Below are 15,553 nucleotides of genomic sequence, written 5' to 3'. Positions count from 1 at the left end.
ACGGATGGACCCGGCCGACCCGAGGGCGGCGGCGGGCCCGAGGGCGGCAGCGGCCGGCCTGACAGCGGCGACCGGTTCGGGGACGGCCGGCCCGGGGGCGGCGACCGGGCTGACAGCGGCGACCGGTCCGGGGGTGGCCGCGACCGTGGCAGCCCCGGTGGCGGCGGTGGGAGCCGTGGCGGTGGCGGTGGCGGTGAACTCGTCAAGGCGGCGTGCCTGGCGCAGGCGCAGGGTATTCCGCTGAGCTTCCTTCAGGGCATCCTGCTCGACCTGCGCCGCGCGGGTCTGCTGCACAGTCACCGGGGCACCGAGGGCGGCTACGCGCTGACCCGACCCGCCTCGCAGATCAGCGTCGGGGACGTGCTGCGTGCCGTCGGTGGATCACTGACCACCGTCCGCGGGCTGCCCGCCGAGGACGCCGGCTACCACGGGGTGGCGACCGGCCTGCGCGACGTCTGGCTCGCCGTGGACGGCGCGATCGCCGTGGTGGTCGACCAGACCACCCTGACCGACCTGCTGGTCCGCCAGGAGCATGCCCCGGCCCCACTGCCGACGCCCAGCCGCTGACCCGGTTCGACCGGTGATGCCGGCCGGCCCGCCTGCGGGCAGGGTCCGGACGCGGCGCCGTTCGGCCGCTGACCACACCCGACCGGCCGCGCCGTTCGATCGCTCACGGCAGCCGACCCGCTGACCGCCTGCGAACCGCTGGTCCGGGGTGTCCGTCCGACCGTCGACCCCCCAGGATCCGACGGTCGGACGGGCACCCGGCCCCGCGGGCCCCACGGCCCCCGCGGGGTCGACTCAGCCGGCGGTCAGCTCGACCGTCGGCGGGCGCCCCTCGTCAGGGCTGTGCAACTCGACCAGCCCGGCCGGGGCGGTCCGCCCCGGCCTCGGGTGCCAGGGCGCGAACGCCGCGACCATGGCGAGCAGGAGCCCGGCACCGGCCACGGCTAACACCACCATCAGCTCGCGTCCCGCTCCCGACTCGACGTCGCCCCCCATGGTCACCCCTCCCGTGCCCGACCGTGCCGGCCGGTTCTTCCCCCGCGAGCAAGCTTCGACCAGCCGGGCACGGTGGAACAGTCACCGATCGGACGCAATAGAGCCGGCAAACCGACCCACCCGCCACCATGATCACCGAGGGTCTCCGCCCGACCCCGCACCGTCCATCGGTCGGCGGCACCCGACCCTCACCCGGCCCGAAAGCACGATCGACTCAGCCGGGCCGATGTGCGGCATCGTCGACACGATGACACCGCAACAACGGCCCGGCTGAGTCGAACGTGACAAGGCCCGACGGACGGCCCGGCTGAGTCGAACGTGACCAAGCCCGGCGGACGGCCCGGGTCGGGCGGGACCGGTCGGTCAGGCGGTACGGGGGCGACGCGGTCGACGGGACCGGCCCGACGCCCGGTGCGACCGACCACCCTCGCCACCGCCACCGGTGCCGCCACCGACAGCGGCACGCGGCCGGGCGGCCGGGGTGGGCGTCGGGGCGACGATCGTCACCGGCACACCGGACGGCTCACGGGCCCCCGTCACCCGGGCCAGCGCTCCGTCGCCGAGGCGTACCTGGGTGGACTGCGGCTTGATGCCGGCCACGCTCATCAGCCGGGAGACGTCCCGACGCTGCTCCGGCAGGACCAGGGTGACCACCTGACCGGCCTCACCGGCGCGGGCGGTACGACCACCCCGGTGCAGGTAGTCCTTCGCCTCGGTCGGCGGGTCCACGTTGACCACCATGTCCAGCCCGTCGACGTGGATGCCCCGGGCCGCCACGTCGGTGGCGACCAGCGCGGTCACCTGGCCGGTGCGGAACTGCTCCAGGATCCGGGTGCGCTGCGGCTGGGACTTCCCCCCGTGCAGCGCCGCGGCGCGGACGCCCTTGGCTAGCAGCTGGCGGGCCATCCGGTCGGCCCGGTGCTTCGTCGCCATGAACAGGATGGTGCGGCCCTCGCGGGCGGCGATCTGGGTGAGCGCGGTGGGCTTGTCGACCGCGTCGACGTGCAGCACGTGGTGGGTCATCGCGGTCACCGTGGCGGTGCCCGGGTCCACCGAGTGCGACACCGGGTTGCTGAGGAACCGGCGGACGAGGCGGTCCACCCCGCCGTCCAGGGTGGCGGAGAAGAGCATCCGCTGCCCGTTCGGGGCGACCTGCTCCAGCAGCTTGGTCACCTGCGGCAGGAAGCCCATGTCGGCCATCTGGTCGGCCTCGTCCAGCACGGTGATGGCGACCTGGTCGAGGCGGGCGTCGCCCCGGTTGATCAGGTCGTGCAGCCGGCCGGGGGTGGCCACCAGCACCTCGGCGCCGGCGCGCAGCGCGTCCGCCTGCCGCTGGAGGGAGAGCCCGCCGACCACGGTGGCGCAGCGCAACCCCAGCGCCCGGGCGTACGGGGTGAGTGCCGTGGTGACCTGGGCGGCCAGCTCACGGGTGGGGACCAGCACCAGGGCGAGCGGGCGACCCGGGCGGGCCCGGTGACCGGCGGTGCGGTGCAGCAGCGGGAGCCCGAAGGCGAGGGTCTTGCCCGAGCCGGTGCGGCCCCGGCCGAGCACGTCCCGGCCGGCCAGCGAGTCCGGCAGGGTGGCCGTCTGGATCGGGAACGGCTCGGTGATGCCCTGCTTGGTCAGCTCGGCGAGCAGCGCCGGCGCGAGGCCGGTAGCGGCGAAGGTGGGAATGGTCATGGTCATGCGGAATGCCTTCCTCGACGCGGCACGTGTCGAGGGAGGGCGCCGAGACTCGGCGCGGTCTCCGACGGAGCAGTCCGTCGAAGACTCACAAGCACGAACCGATGGGGTACGGGCCGGTCCGCCGCAGCACGCCGCGTCCCGCCGGAGCGGGGGGCGGCGCGGCGGACCGGTCCGTCACCGGGTCCGGAGGACCCGGTGGGTGTTACGGACGATCCGAAGATCAGAGCGGGCGGATGTTCTCCGCCTGCGGGCCCTTCTGGCCCTGGGTCACCTCGAACTCGACCCGCTGGTTCTCGTCCAGGCTCCGGTAGCCGGAGGACTGGATCGCCGAGAAGTGGGCGAAGACGTCGGCGCCGCCGCCGTCCGGGGTGATGAAGCCGAAGCCCTTGTCAGCGTTGAACCACTTGACGGTGCCAATTGCCATCTGTTTCGTCTCCTTGACGGAACGTCGAACCCGCACCTGTTGCGGGCCCGAAGAGGAGCGCCCCGCGCGGGATGCGCGAATCGCCTGTTGTTTTTGGTCGCCCCGCCCGGAGAGCTCCGGACACAACAAAGAGCGCCTGGGGCCACAATCCGCCAGGCGCACACAGAGTCTCTGGAAACCAAAACTGCAACAAGAACAACCTACCACGGATCTTCGGGAGCGCCACCCCCCACCGGATTTTCCGGCAACCCGGCGATGATCGTGGTCAGCCCGTCGGCGTCCAGCAGGTCCGCCGGCCGCACCGTCACCCCCTCCCGGACGTAGTGGAAGGCCGCCCCCACCCGGTCCACCGGCACCCCGGCCAGCTCCGCCCAGGCCAGCCGGTACACGGCCAGCTGCACCGCGACCACCTCGGCCTCAACGCCGGTCGGCTGCCGGCCGGTCTTCCAGTCGACCACGTCGTACCGGCCGCCGGGGCGGGTGAACACGGCGTCCATCCGGCCCCGCACCACCACGCCGGCCAGCACCGTGGCGAACGGCACCTCCACCTCCACCGGCACCCGGTCGGCCCACTCGCTGGCCAGGAAGCGCTCCTGGAGTTCGGCCAGCGCCGCGTCGGGGGCGGCGTCCGCGTCGGCCGCACCCGGCAACTCGTCCACGTCGAGCAGCCGGTCGGCCCCGAAGCGGGCCTCCAGCCACGCGTGGAAGGCGGTACCCCGCCGGGCGTACGGGCTGGGCGGGGCCGGCATAGGCCGGCGCAGCGTACGGGCCAGCTGCGCCGGGTCCCGGCGCAGCGCCACCAACTGGGTGACCGACAGGTGCCCGGGTAGCACCACCTCCACCGCCTCGGCCTGCCGCAGCAGCTCCGCCCGCTCGGCCAGGAGCAGATCCGCCTCCCGCCGCCACCGCGCCACCTCCGGATCGGGCTCCGGACCCGCCACCACCGGACCAGCCGCCCCCCTGCCCGCCGCCGGCGTGCCCGTGGGAGGCGGGACCACCACCTGGGGGGCCGTCACCTGCGGAGACACCGCCTGCGGGGCCGTCACCTGCGGAGACACCGCCTGCGGGGCCGTCACCTGCGGGGACACCGCCTGCGGGGCCGTCACCTGCGGGGACACCGCCTGCGGGTCGCCGGGCGCCACGGCGGGCGCGGGATCGCGGCGGGCCGCGTCGGGGTCGGCGAGGAACCGACGGACCAGGGCAGCCGCCTCGGTCAACGCCGGCCGGCGGGGGCCCAGCGGGTCGGCCGGCCACTCCGCCCGCAGCACCACCTCGGTGGTCGGGTTGACCGCGTCACCGGCCGGCTCGGGCGTCCACTCGTCGACCAGCAGGCCGTCCCCACCGGCCAGGCAGGCGTCGTACACCTCGCGGAGCAGCACCGACGGGCCCCGGAACCGTTTGGTCCCCTCCCCCCACCAGTAGCCGGAGCAGAGCAGCAGCCGCCGGGGCCGGGTCACCGCCACATACGCCAGCCGGCGTTCCTCACGCTCGTCGTGGGCCCGCCAGGCGTCGGTGAAGTCGGACACCGCCCGGGCCACCCCGCGCTGGTCTATCACCTCGGTCAGGTCGAGCGTGGGCAACCCGTCGGCGTCGCCGCGCAACGGGAAGGGCAGCACCCCGAGCCCACCCAGCCAGTGGTCGGAGTTGCGGACCTGCCCGGGCCAGCTGCCCCGGGTCAGCCCGGCGACCGCCACGACGTCCCACTCCAGGCCCTTGGCGGCGTGTGCGGTGAGCACCTGCACCGCGCCCTCCACCACCTCCACCTCGCCCGGGGACAGCCCACGTTCCTCGTCCTCGGCGGCGGCCAGGTAGGCCAGGAAACCGGCGAGCGTCGCCGCCGGGGTCTCGCCGCTGAACCGGGCCGCCACGTCACCGAGCGCGTCCAGGTGCCCCCGGGCCAGTCCGGCGTCGCCGGTGCCGTCCCGGCCGGCCCGGACCGCCACCTCGACGTCCAGCCCGATGGTGCGTTCCACGTCCGCGATCAGCTCCGGCAGCGTCTGGTCCAGCCGGTAGCGCAGCAGGGCCAGCTCCATCCCGTACGACCGCAGCCGCGCGTAGCCCTCCGCCGAGTACGTCTGCGCCGGCCCCAGGTCGGCCAGCGCCTCCACCAGGGTCGCCTCGTCGAGGGTGTCCACGACGATCTCCGGCCCGTCGTCGCCGGTCAACTCCCGGCGGGCCCGGGCGATGACCCGCGCCCGCCGGTGCAGGGCGACCAGGTCACGCGGCCCGATCCGCCAGCGCGCCCCGGTGAGCAGCCGCAGCAGCGCCGCACCGTCGGTCGGGTCGGCGAGCACCCGCAGGGTGCAGACCACGTCCCGTACCTCCGGGGTGTCCAGCAGCCCGCCCAGGCCGACCACCTCGACCGGCAGCCCTCGGGCCCGCAGGGCGGCCTCGATCGCCGGGATCTGGCTGCGCAGCCGGACCAGCACGGCGGTGGCGGGGCGCTGCGGCACCGGGATGTGCTCGGGCAGCGCACCGGGCATCCGGGCCGCCCCCCGCCAGGCGGCGAGCACACTGTCGGCGATCCAGTCCGCCTCGTCGACGTACGTGGGCAGCAGCGCGCAGTGCACGGTGCCAGCGGCCCGGCCGCGCGGGCTGCGGTGCGGGATCGGGTCGCGGACGCTCAGCGCGGCGTGCAGCTCCGGCACCCGGGCGCCGGCGGCCCGCAGCGGCACCGACAGCGCGTTGGCCACGCCGAGGATCTCCGGCCGGTTACGCCAGCTGGTGGTGAGGCTCATCGCCTCGGCGGGGGCACCGTCGGCGCGGGCGAAGTCGGTGGGGAACCGGTCCAGCGTGCCGGCGCTGGCCCCTCGCCACCCGTAGATCGACTGGCAGGGGTCGCCGACGGCGGTGACCGGGTGACCGCCGCCGAAGAGGTGGTTGAGCAGCACCACCTGGGCGTGGCTGGTGTCCTGGTACTCGTCGAGCAGCACCACCCGGAAACGGTCCCGCTCGACCGCGCCGACCGCCGGGTGGTCCCGGGCCACCCGGGCGGCACGGGCGAGCTGGTCGGCGAAGTCCATCGCCTCGAAGTCGTCCTTGCGCCGGGCGTACGCCCGCACCAGCGGCAGCAGCTTCAGCCGGGTGCGTTGCAGCTGGAGGGCCTTGCGGACGTCGGCGTAGACCCGGCCCGGGTGGGACTGCACCTCGGCGAAGAACCGGCCCGTCCAGGCGGCCAGGGTGTCCGGGTCGACCAGGTGCTCGTCCAACTCGCCGGCCAGCGCGAGCACGGCGTCGGTGATGGTGCTCGGCATCCGGTCGACCTCGGACATGTCGCCGTCGTAGTTGCGCACCAGCAGGTCGACGAGCTGCCACCGGGACGCCTCGGTGAGCAGCCGGGTGGTCGGCTCGTAGCCGGCCCGCAGCCCGTGCTCGGTGACGATCCGCCCGGCGTACGAGTGGTAGGTGGAGACGGTGGGCTCGCCGGCCAGCGGATCGTCGAGCGGGTTGCGGGCCCGCCGCCCGAGCCGCCGCACCAACTGGTCGAGCCGGGTCCGCACCCGGTGCGCCAACTCACCGGCCGCCTTGCGGGTGAAGGTCAGCCCGAGGATCTGCTCCGGGCGGACGTAGGAGTTGGCGACCAGCCAGACCACCCGGGCGGCCATCGTCTCGGTCTTGCCCGAACCGGCACCCGCCACCACCAGCAGCGGCGCGACCGGTGCCGCGATGATCGCGGCCTGTTCGGCGGTGGGGGCGGGCAGCCGGAGCAGCCGGGCCAGCTCCACCGGCGTGTAGCGCGGCCCGGCGTCGGCGGCGCGCGGCGCGGGGGCGGCGGCGCTGAACAGGGTCGGCTGGGTCACCGCTCTCCCCTCGTCGCACACCACGGCCCCGGCCGCCCGGTCGTCGGTGGCGCGGCCGACACGTTCACTCCCCGCCCGCCCGGTGCTCGCCGGTGGCCGGCGGCTCGACGACCTGCCGGCCCTGACCGGAGACGGGGCAGCTGGTCCGCACCGGGCAGACCCGGCACTTCGCGTTGGCGACGGCGGCGAAGGTCGAGGCGGCCATCGTATCGGCGGTGCGCCGGACCAGGGCGGTGGCCCAGCCGGCCTCGGGGCCCTGCCCGGCGGCGGCCTGGGTCTGCTCGCGGGCGTCCTTCGCACCGGTGCCGAGCTGCACCAGCGCCGCGCCCCCGGCCTCGTCGCCGAACTCGGCGAACCCACCCGCCTCCACCGCCGCCTGGTACGCCCCGAGCTGCGGATGCTCGGCCACCTCCCGCTCGGTGACCATCGTCGACTTGCCGGTCTTGAGGTCGATCACCACGAGCCGGCCGTCCGCGTCGACCTCCAGCCGGTCGACCCGGCCGGTCAGCTCGATCGGACGCGTCGGGTCGTCGAGGCGGACCGCGAACTCGTGTTCGATGGCGAGCAGCCGGCGCGGGTTGCCGGCCAGCCAGCGCAGCAGCTTGTCCACCATGGCCTCGGCGCGTTCCCGTTCCGGGCCGACCATCCACCGGGCCGCCAACTCGATCGCGTCGAACCGGGCGGCCACGTACTCCAGCAGGGCCGTGCGGTCGGCGCTGGCGTCCTCGGCCAGCATCGCGGCGGCGTGCACCAGGTTGCCGACGCCCTGGGCGGCGCTGGCCGGCCCGCTGCCGCCGTGCCGTTCGAGCAGCCAGCGCAGGCTGCACCGCAGCGCGCTCTCCATCCCCGACGGGGTGACCCGGACCGGTTCGCCCTCGTCGGCCAGCGGCCGGTCGTCGGAGAGGCTGCGCAGCCCCCACCAGTCGTCCGGGTGCGCGCCGGGGATGCCGGCGGCGGCCAACCGGGCCAGTTCGGCCGCCGCCGCGCGCCGCCGGGCCACCGACGCCGCCGGATCGACGACTGCGGTACGCAGCTCCGCCACCAGCGCGGAGAGGGTGAGCGCCCGGGGTGGCCGCCCCACGGGCAGCTCCCGGGCCGGTCCCTCCCCCGGTTCCCCGGCCGGGTCCTCACCCGGCCCGCCGGGCAGGTTCTCGCCCGGGCTTCCGGGCAGGTCCTCGCCCGCCTCCCCGGGCTCCCCGCCGGATGACCGACCCGGCCCACCGTCGGCCGGCCGACCCGGTTCACGCTGGGCCGCCGCGTCTCCCACGTCGCCCCCACCGGTCGCGCCGCTGTGGGCAGCCAGCAGATCTTGAGGGGAGAGCACCCCTCCGGGGGCCGTTTCCCGCCAAGATCTCTGGCCGCCACCGACGGCGGCGGGCGGGGTGGCGGGGCCGGGCGGGGTGGGGCCGCCGTCGGGGGAGATCGGGGTCGGGCCGTTTCCGGTGGGGCCGTCTCCCGCCGGGCCGTCTCCGTACTGGCCGGTGACGCCGAGTTCGTGCAGGAAGCGGCTGGGCTGCTCCTCGTGGTCGTCGCCACCGACGGCCGCCGAGGCGACGGCGGTGACCAGCAGCCGACGCCGGGCCCGGGTCACCGCCACGTGGAACAGCCGGCGTTCCTCGTCGAGCAGGGCGGAGGTCTGCCCGACCAGGCCGGCCCGGGTGCCGGTGCCGTCCGCCCGGCCGACCAGCACGTCGACCAGCCGTTCGGAGCCGAGCAGGCTGCCGCGCAGCCGCAGGTCGGGCCAGACGCCCTCCTGCACGCCGGCCACCGCGACCAGATCCCACTCCAGTCCCTTGGCGGCGTGCGCGGTGAGCAGGCGGACCGCCTCACCCCGGTCGGCGCTGGCCGCCAGGGTGTCCGCCGGCAGGTCCTGGCCGAGGACGTGGTCGAGGAAGACCTCGGTACGCGCGCCGGGCAGCCGGTCGACGAACCGGGCCGCCGCGTCGAAGAGCACCAGCACCGCGTCGAGGTCCCGGTCGGCGGCCTCGGCCCGCCAACGCTGGGCGGTCTCGTGCTCCCCGGTGGCCTCCCGGCCCCGGTTGATCGCCCCCGCCCAGCGTTCGGCGAGCCCGCTGGCGTCCCACACCGCCCAGAGCACGTCCTCGGCGGTGGCCCCGGGCACCGCCGCCGCCGTCCGCGCGGTGGCGAGCAGCTCCGCCACCGTCCGGGCCGGCTCGACCCAGCGGCGTTCGATGCCGGCCAGCTCCGCCGGGTCGGCCAGCGCCTCGACGATCAGCTCGCCGGAGGGCCGCCGGTCGCCCCGGGCCAGGGCGAGCGCCCGCAGCCCCTGCCGCAGCCGCCGCTCGGCCAGCGGGTCGGCCCCGCCCAGCGGCGAGTGCAGCAGGGCGACCGCGGACTCCTCGTCCAGCCGGGCCGGTTCGAGCGCGCAGCGCAGCAGGAGCAGCAGCGGGGCGACCGCGGGTTGCAGGTGCAGCGGCAGGTCCTCGCCGTGCACGACGGTGGGCACCCCGGCGGCGTGCAGTGCCCGCCGCAGCGCCGGCAGGTGCAGGTGGGTCGAGCGGACCAGCACCGCCATCGCCGACCAGGGCACCCCGTCGAGCAGGTGGGCGGAGCGCAGCGCGTGGGCCAGCCAGGCGGCCTCGCTGGTGGCCGAACGGAAGGTACGCACCTGCACGCTGCCGGGTGGCGCGTCGGGCAGCGGTCGCAGCCGCCGGTGCCCGGCCGGCCCGCGCAACCGCCGGGCCAGGCGACCGGTGGCCCCGAGCAGCACCGCACCCGCCCGGTAGGAGGTGGTCAGGGTGACCTGCGCCGCCGGGGCCCCGGAGGCCGTCCGGAACCGGTGCGGGAAGGCGGTCACCACGGCCGGGTCGGCACCCCGGAAGGCGTACGTGGAGGAGTCCGGATCGGCGAAGGCCACCAGGGAACGGCCACCACCGGCCAGGACGGCCAGCAGGTCCTGCTGGGCCGGGTCGGTGTCGGCCAGTTCGTCGACGTAGACGTGAGCCAGCCGGCGACGCTCGGCCTCCAGCAGCTCCGGATCGTCGAGGAGCATGCCGGTGGCCGCCCGCACCAGCTCGGCCGGGTCGTACGCCACGGAGCCCCGGTTGCTGACGTCGCGCAGCGCGAGGACGGCGACGTACTCCCGGAGGAACCGGGCGGCGGCCGGCCAGTCGGTGCGGCCCAGCTTCTCCCCCAGCCGGGCCAGCTCGACCGGCCCGACGCCGCGTTCGGCGGCCCGCATCAGCAGGTCACGCAGCTGGCCGGCGAACGCCCGGGTACGCAGGGCGGGGAGCAGGTCGTCCGGCCAACCGACCGGGTCGTCGTCGGGTTCAGTGCCGACGACGTCCAGCAGCTCCCGGATGATCAGATCCTGCTCGGGGCCGGTGAGCAGCCGGGGGGACGGCTCGCCGCGTTCGGCGGCGGCCCGGCGCAGCAGGCCGAAGGCGTACGCCGGGAAGGTGCGCACCAGCGGCTCGCGCAGCACCCGGTGGCCGTCGGCGGCGATCCGGGCCTCGATCCGGTGCCGCAGCCCGGTGGCCTGCCGACGGCTGAAGGTGAGCACCAGCAGGCGCTCCGGGTCGACCCCCTCGGCGACCCGGGCGGCGACCGCCTCGACCAGGGTGCCGGTCTTGCCGGTGCCCGGCCCGCCGAGGACCAGCATCGGCCCGGCGGTATGCGCCACGACCTCCGCCTGGAGCGGATCGGGCCGACGCGCCGGCAGGTGGGTGGCCCCACTCGCCGTTGCCCGGGGCCGCAGCTCCCCCCGGGGGTACGCGGCATCGCCCGCCGACCCCCCGGGCCGCGGCTCCCCCTCGACGCCTGACCCGGCCCGATCCGGGCCCACGGTCGCCCCGCCGTGCCGACCGTCCCCCCGGACGCTCGCGGCGGACCGGCCGCCTTCCGGGCCCGATCCGGCAGGTCGGCGCACCAGCCGGTACCCCTGCACCCCCACATCCCACCACGCGGGTACGACACCACCCACCGCACCACCCCGCCCGGGCCCGACCGGTGGCCGGCGGTCGGAAGTCGGTGCCGGCCACCCCGCCCGGACCCGCACCGCCCGGCCCCGACGACGGGTGGGGATCAGGGCAGTCGGGACTCCAGGGCGTCCAGCGCGGTGGAGACGGTGGGGGCGACAGTGAGCAGGTCCAGGCCGGCCGGCTTGAGGAAGGTCTGGTCGGTGATGGTGCCCAGCCAGTCGAGCAGCGGACGGTAGAAGCCGTCGGTGTCGACCAGCACCATCGGCTTGGTGTGCATGGCCAGGGTGGCGGTGGTCCAGACCTCGAACAGCTCGTCCAGGGTGCCCAGTCCGCCGGGCAGGGTGAGGAACGCGTCCGACTTCTCGATCATGACGGTCTTGCGGCTGGCCATGCCGTCGGTGACGAGCAGTTCGTCCGAGGCCAGGTCGGCGACCTCCAGGTCCACCAGCGCCTGCGGGATCACCCCGACGGTACGCCCACCGGCCGCCCGCGCCCCGTCGACGAGGGCGCCCATCATGCCGACGCAGCCGCCGCCACTGACCAGCGTGTGCCCGCGCCGGGCCAGCTCCGCGCCGGTCTCGGCCGCCAGATCCAACCAGCGCTGGTCGAGGGTACGGGAGGACGCACAGAAGACACAGATCGCCGCCACCGGCTCAGCCCTCCCGACCGTCGACGACACCCCGGCCCGCCCCGGACCCCGACCCACCGGACCCTGACTCACCGGACCCCGGCTCACCCGGCCCGGCCTGACCGGACGCGGGGCTGCCTGGCGGCGGGCTACCGGAATCGCCGCTGCTCGACGTCGGACTGCCGGACGCGTGGCTGCCCAACGGGTGGCTGCCCGACGCGGGACTGCTTGACGGGTGACTACCCGACGCGGGACTGCTCGACGGGTGGCTGCTCGACGTCGGACTGCCGGACGAGAGGCTGCCCGACGCGGGACTGCCGGGCGAGAGACTGCCCGACGCGGGACTGCCCGACGCAGGGGTGTCGGGCTTCGTGTCGGTGGCGTCTGCGACGGCGGCGGCCCGGCGGGCGGCCTGTTGGTCGGCGGCGGTCCGGGCGACCGCCTCCTCGCGTACCGCCTCCTGGTCGACGGCGAGGGCCGCCTCGGCCTCGACGATGTGCCGTACCGCCGCGTCGACGTCGTCGGTGAGACAGATCAGCTCCAGGTCCACCGGGCCGATCTTGCCCTCGGCGGCCATGCTGTCCCGCAGCCAGTCGAGCAGCCCCCGCCAGTAGTCGGTGCCCATCAGCACCACCGGGAAGCGGGTCACCTTGCCGGTCTGCACCAGGGTGAGCGCCTCGAACAGCTCGTCCATGGTGCCGAAGCCGCCGGGTAGCACGACGAACGCCTGGGCGTACTTGACGAACATGGTCTTGCGGGCGAAAAAGTAGCGGAAGTCGATGGCCAGGTCGACCCAGTCGTTGAGCCCCTGCTCGAAGGGAAGTTCGATGCCCAGCCCGACGGAGAGGCCGCCGGCTTCGCTGGCACCCCGGTTGGCCGCCTCCATCACTCCTGGGCCACCGCCGGTGATCACCGCGTAACCGGCCCGGGCGAGGCCGGCCCCCAACTCCTCGGCCAGCCGGCACTCCGGACTGTCGGGTTTACTACGCGCGGAGCCGAAGACACTCACCGCGGGCGGCAGGTCGGCCAGCGTGTCGAAGCCCTCGACGAACTCGGCGAGGATCCGCAGCGCCCGCCAGGCGTCCTTGGTTTTCCAGTCGCTGCGCCCCCGGGAGTCCAACAACCGCTGGTCAGCGGTGCTGGTGGGGATCGCGCCACGGCGCAGCGTGACCGCTCCCCGGTGCCGCTCCGGATCGCGGCCCGGCCGCCGCCCGTTGGTCTGACTCATGACAGCCACCGTAGTGGAGGCGCACGTCAGGGCGGTGCCGGCCGACAGGTCGGAGAAAAAGTTCGCGATCATGGGCAACTAATTCTGTCGCCCGTACGTCTTACTATTCACATACCGGGTATGGCCCGGCGCGCGCCTTCGGGGGAGGAGCAAGCGTGATCAGCAACAACGAGCGGATGCGTATCCGTCGGCAGATGCAGCGACGGATCAACGAGGTGGTGGCCGAGCGCCGCCGCGCCCGACAGCTGGAGGTGCCGGTGGAACCCGCCGCCCAGCCCGTCGAGCCCACCGAACCCGACAATCCCCGCCTCACCACCGTCTGACACCCACCACCCGACCCACCAGCCCCACCCCGCGCCCCACCCAATCAGCCTCACACCCCACCAGCCCCATCCAATCAGCCTCACCCCGAGCCTCACCCACCCAGCCCCACCACGGCCCCGGCGGTCCCCGACCCCGGGGCCTCACCATGCATCCCCCACCCCTTCCAACGCCCACACCCCACCCGCACCCCTCCCCCGCATTGGTGATCAAGAGGTTTGCGGCTGGTGATCAAGAAGTTTGTGGGCCGGGAGAGCGCTCCCCGTGACGCAAACCTCTTGATCACCGGGCCGAGCCGGGGCGCGGGCGGGGCGCGGGGTGGGTGGGGTGGGGTGGGGTGGGTTAGGCGGGGGTCAGCCAGCGGTGGAGGGTGGCGGCGCCGTCGCGGATCTTGGTCAGTTCGACGTGCTCGTCCTTGTGGTGGGCCAGGTTGGGGTCGCCCGGGCCGAAGTTCAGTGCCGGGATGCCCATCGCCGCGAACCGGGCGACGTCCGTCCAGCCCAGCTTGCCCCTCGGGGCCGAACCCACCGCAGCCAGGAACTCCTGGGCCACCGGGGCCTTGAGGCCGGGGAGTGCGCCGGCCGCCGCGTCGGTGACCGTCAACTCGTAGCCGGCGAGCACTTCGCGCAGGTGCGCCTCGGCTGCCGCCGGGTCGCGGTCCGGGGCGAACCGGTAGTTGATCTCGATCTCGCAGCGGTCGGGGACGACGTTGCCGGCCACCCCGCCACCGATCCGCACCGCGTTCAGGCCCTCACGGAAGTCGCAGCCGTCGATGGTGACCCGCCGCGCCTCGTACGTCGAGAGTCGGCGCAGCACCTCGCCCGCCCCGTGGATGGCGTTCACCCCACGCCAGGACCGGGCCGCGTGGGCCCGCTCGCCGTGCAGGGTGACGACCGCCCGCATGGTGCCCTGACAGCCGACCTCGACGATGCCGTACGTCGGCTCCAGCAGCACCGCGAAGTCGGCCTGGAGCCACTCCGGGTGCGCCCCGCCGACCAGGGTGAGCCCGTTGTACCGGGACTCGATCTCCTCGGCCTCGTAGAACAGGTACGTCACGTCGTAGCGGGGGTCGGGCAGGGTCACCGCCAGGTGCAGCGCGAAGGCCACCCCGGACTTCATGTCGGAGGTGCCGCAGCCGTACATCAGGTCGCCGCGCATGGTCGACGGGAAGTTGTCGTTGAGGGGCACCGTGTCCAGGTGCCCGGCGAGCACCACCCGGGAGTCCCGGCCGAGGTCCGTGCGCGCCATCACCGTGTTGCCGTGCCGGAAGGTGCTCAGGTGCGGCACCCGGCGCAGCACCTCCTCGACGCAGTCGGCGATCGCCTTCTCGTCGAGGGAGACGGACTCGATGTCGACCAGGGCACGGGTCAGCGCCACCGGATCGGCCAGGACCTCGGGGGTAAGCGGGTTCTCCATGGTTCGCACGGTACCGTCCTGAACGGTGGGCGCGAGGGGTGAGCCCATCGGCCCCGCAGCCGCGAACGAGAGGGTAGAACAGTGACGTCCCAATCCGCCTGGGGAATCGGCGTGGCCACCGTGACCGCCGCCGAGCAGGTGCTCGACACCTGGTACCCGACCGGCAAGCTGGGCCTGGGTGAGCTGCCGCTGGTCCCCGGCGAGGACCAGGCCGACGTGCTCGACCTGCCGCCCGGCGCGATCGGCGAGCGGGCCCTGCCGGGTCTGCGTACGGTGCAGGTGGTCACCGTGATCGGCGCGCTGGACGAGCCGATCAAGGACGCCGCCGACGCGTACCTGCGGCTGCACCTGCTCTCCCACCGCCTGGTGCGGCCCAACGAGCTGAACCTCGACGGCATCTTCGGCAAACTGGCCAACGTGGCCTGGACCTCGGCCGGGCCGTGCCCGCCGGAGCGGGTCGACGAGCTGCGGGTGATCGAGCGGGCCGCCGGCCGCCACCTGGCCGTGTACGGGGTGGACAAGTTCCCCCGGATGACCGACTACGTGGTGCCCGCCGGGGTGCGGATCGCCGACGCGGACCGGGTCCGGCTCGGCGCGCACCTGGCCGCCGGCACCACCGTGATGCAGGAGGGCTTCGTCAACTTCAACGCCGGCACGCTGGGCACCTCGATGGTCGAGGGCCGGATCGTGCAGGGTGTGGTGGTCGGTGACGGCTCCGACATCGGCGGCGGCGCGTCGATCATGGGGACCCTCTCCGGTGGCGGCACCGACCGGGTCCGCATCGGTGAGCGGAGCCTGGTCGGCGCGAACGCCGGGGTCGGCATCTCGCTCGGCGACGACTGTGTGGTCGAGGCCGGCTGCTACATCACCGCCGCCTCCAAGATCACCCTGCCGGACGGCCGGGTGGTCAAGGCCCGTGAGCTGTCCGGCGTCGACGGGCTGCTGTTCTGGCGTAACTCGGTGACCGGCGCGTTGGAGGCGAAGCCGCGCACGGGTCGGGGCATCGAGCTGAACGCCGCCCTGCACGCCAACGACTGAACCGCCCGAAACGCCGACGACCGGGCCGCCCGGCACGCCGACGACCGGGCCGCCCGAAACCCCAACAAC

At 74.8% G+C, this 15,553-nt stretch carries 9 protein-coding genes and 2 pseudogenes; 3 read left to right on the top strand and 8 right to left on the bottom strand.

Annotated elements, in window-relative coordinates:
* Positions 1-186: 186 nt before the first annotated feature.
* Positions 187-567, top strand: a pseudogene (locus JQN83_RS34450) (RrF2 family transcriptional regulator); the annotation flags it as partial.
* A 234-nt stretch (positions 568-801) separates the two neighbouring features.
* On the opposite strand, the gene JQN83_RS16600 reads toward JQN83_RS34450, so the two are convergent.
* From JQN83_RS16600 to JQN83_RS16570, 7 genes and pseudogenes are all read right to left on the bottom strand, one after another.
* Positions 802-1,002: a hypothetical protein gene (locus tag JQN83_RS16600; protein WP_208568054.1), complete on the bottom strand. Its 201-nt coding sequence runs from the start codon at positions 1,000-1,002 to the stop codon at positions 802-804.
* 363 nt (positions 1,003-1,365) lie between these two features.
* Positions 1,366-2,688, bottom strand: a complete 1,323-nt coding sequence (locus JQN83_RS16595) for a DEAD/DEAH box helicase (RefSeq protein WP_208568053.1) — start codon at positions 2,686-2,688, stop codon at positions 1,366-1,368.
* A 220-nt stretch (positions 2,689-2,908) separates the two neighbouring features.
* Positions 2,909-3,112, bottom strand: coding sequence for a transcription antiterminator/RNA stability regulator CspE (gene cspE / locus JQN83_RS16590; RefSeq protein WP_007464836.1), 204 nt, complete (start codon positions 3,110-3,112; stop codon positions 2,909-2,911).
* Between the two features lie 200 nt (positions 3,113-3,312).
* Entirely contained in the window at positions 3,313-6,912 is a 3,600-nt protein-coding gene (locus tag JQN83_RS16585) for an ATP-dependent helicase (protein WP_208568052.1), read from the bottom strand.
* Positions 6,913-6,976: 64 nt separating this feature from the next.
* Complete coding sequence (locus tag JQN83_RS16580) at positions 6,977-10,630, bottom strand: ATP-dependent helicase (protein WP_244252618.1); 3,654 nt, start codon at positions 10,628-10,630, stop codon at positions 6,977-6,979.
* Between the two features lie 326 nt (positions 10,631-10,956).
* Positions 10,957-11,502 carry an LOG family protein gene (locus JQN83_RS16575; protein ID WP_208568051.1) on the bottom strand — a complete coding sequence of 182 codons (546 nt, stop codon included), beginning with the start codon at positions 11,500-11,502 and terminating at the stop codon, positions 10,957-10,959.
* A 385-nt stretch (positions 11,503-11,887) separates the two neighbouring features.
* Positions 11,888-12,709, bottom strand: a pseudogene (locus tag JQN83_RS16570) (LOG family protein); the annotation flags it as partial.
* Positions 12,710-12,864: 155 nt separating this feature from the next.
* On the opposite strand from JQN83_RS16570, the gene JQN83_RS16565 reads away from it, so the two are divergent.
* On the top strand, positions 12,865-13,032 hold the full coding sequence (locus JQN83_RS16565; RefSeq protein WP_208568156.1) for a hypothetical protein: 168 nt from the start codon (positions 12,865-12,867) through the stop codon (positions 13,030-13,032).
* Between the two features lie 340 nt (positions 13,033-13,372).
* On the opposite strand, the gene dapE is transcribed toward JQN83_RS16565, so the two are convergent.
* The gene (gene dapE / locus JQN83_RS16560) at positions 13,373-14,446 is read right to left on the bottom strand and encodes a succinyl-diaminopimelate desuccinylase (protein ID WP_208568050.1); all 1,074 of its coding nucleotides are present in this window, start codon (positions 14,444-14,446) and stop codon (positions 13,373-13,375) included.
* Between the two features lie 81 nt (positions 14,447-14,527).
* On the opposite strand from dapE, the gene dapD reads away from it, so the two are divergent.
* Positions 14,528-15,484, top strand: coding sequence for a 2,3,4,5-tetrahydropyridine-2,6-dicarboxylate N-succinyltransferase (gene dapD / locus JQN83_RS16555; protein WP_208568049.1), 957 nt, complete (start codon positions 14,528-14,530; stop codon positions 15,482-15,484).
* Positions 15,485-15,553 lie beyond the last annotated feature (69 nt).

Source organism: Micromonospora antibiotica (assembly GCF_017599305.1).
Classification (GTDB): Bacteria; Actinomycetota; Actinomycetes; order Mycobacteriales; family Micromonosporaceae; genus Micromonospora; species Micromonospora antibiotica.
Note: the sequence above shows the minus strand (reverse complement) of the source record. Positions and strands in the feature narration are given on the sequence as shown.

Bases quoted from the DNA above. Each gene is read 5' to 3' on its own strand.
- JQN83_RS16600 (WP_208568054.1), bottom strand. From the start codon at position 1,002: ATGGGGGGCGACGTCGAGTCGGGAGCGGGACGCGAGCTGATGGTGGTG.
- JQN83_RS16595 (WP_208568053.1), bottom strand. From the start codon at position 2,688: ATGACCATGACCATTCCCACCTTCGCCGCTACCGGCCTCGCGCCGGCG.
- cspE (WP_007464836.1), bottom strand. From the start codon at position 3,112: ATGGCAATTGGCACCGTCAAGTGGTTCAACGCTGACAAGGGCTTCGGC.
- dapE (WP_208568050.1), bottom strand. From the start codon at position 14,446: ATGGAGAACCCGCTTACCCCCGAGGTCCTGGCCGATCCGGTGGCGCTG.